The organism is Escherichia sp. MR (assembly GCF_005280595.1).
Classification (GTDB): Bacteria; Pseudomonadota; Gammaproteobacteria; order Enterobacterales; family Enterobacteriaceae; genus Escherichia; species Escherichia ruysiae.
The window spans coordinates 1-1,346 of sequence record NZ_SZVK01000120.1 but is presented as its reverse complement, the minus strand read 5'-3'; the positions used below and the strand labels follow the sequence as shown (position 1 = coordinate 1,346).

Genomic DNA, 1,346 nt, shown 5'->3' with positions numbered 1-1,346 from the left:
AATGTCGATAACGCCGACAGCTATGCGGTGCTGGGGCTGGGCGATGTGGCGATGGCGCGCAAAGATTATCCCGCCGCTGAATGCTATTACCAGCAGACGCTGCGCATGGACAGCGGCAACACTAACGCCGTGCGCGGGCTGGCGAATCTTTATCGCCAGCAGTCGCCGGAAAAAGCCGAAGCGTTTATTGCCTCGCTCTCTGCCAGCCAGCGGCGCAGCGTTGATGACATCGAACGCAGCCTGCAAAACACGCGTTTATCACAGCAGGCAGAGGCACTGGAAAATCAGGGTAAATGGGCGCAGGCGGCAGCACTTCAGCGTCAGCGACTGGCGCTCGATCCCGGCAGTGTGTGGATTACTTACCGGCTTTCGCAGGATCTCTGGCAGGCCGGACAACGCAGCCAGGCCGATACGTTAATGCGCAATCTGGCGCAACAGAAGCCGAACGACCCGGAGCAGGTTTACGCTTACGGACTGTATCTTTCCGGTCACGACCAGGACAGAGCCGCGCTGGCGCATATCAACAGCCTGCCGCGCGCGCAGTGGAACAGCAATATTCAGGAACTGGCAAACCGCCTGCAAAGCGATCAGGTACTGGAAACTGCCAGCCGCCTGCGTGAAAGCGGCAAAGAGGCAGAAGCGGAAGCGATGCTGCGCCAACAGCCACCGTCCACGCGCATTGACCTCACCCTGGCCGACTGGGCGCAGCAGCGACGTGATGACACCGCCGCCCGCGCGGCGTATCAGAATGTCCTGACGCGGGAGCCAGCTAACGTTGATGCCATTCTTGGCCTGACGGAAGTGGATATCGCCGCCGGTGACAAAGCGGCGGCACGCAGTCAGCTGGCGAAACTGCCCGCCACCGACAATACCTCACTGAATACACAGCGGCGCGTGGCGCTGGTACAGGCGCAGCTTGGCGATACTGCGGCGGCGGCGCAGACGTTTAACAAGCTGATCCCGCAGGCAAAATCTCAGCCGCCGTCGATGGAAAGTGCGATGGTACTGCGTGATGGTGCAGGGTTTGAAGCGCAGGCGGGCGATCCGGAGCAGGCGCTGGAAACCTACAAAGACGCGATGGTCGCATCCGGTGTGACCACGACGCGTCCGCAGGATAACGACACCTTTACCTGTCTGACCCGTAACGATGAGAAGGACGACTGGCTGAAGCGCGGCGTGCGCAGCGATGCGGCGGATCTCTATCGTCAGCAGGATCTTAACGTCACCCTGGAGCACGACTACTGGGGATCGAGCGGCACCGGTGGTTACTCCGACCTGAAAGCGCACACCACCATGTTGCAGGTGGATGCACCGTATTCTGACGGACGGATGTTCTTTCGCAGTGA

Annotated in this window: 1 protein-coding gene; it reads left to right on the top strand. The window is 60.6% G+C overall.

Translation table 11 applies throughout. The annotated features are described in order from the left end of the window. Positions 1 to 1,346: tetratricopeptide repeat protein (locus FC814_RS22470; RefSeq protein ID WP_137326489.1), on the top strand; the 1,346-nt coding region annotated here is incomplete at both ends.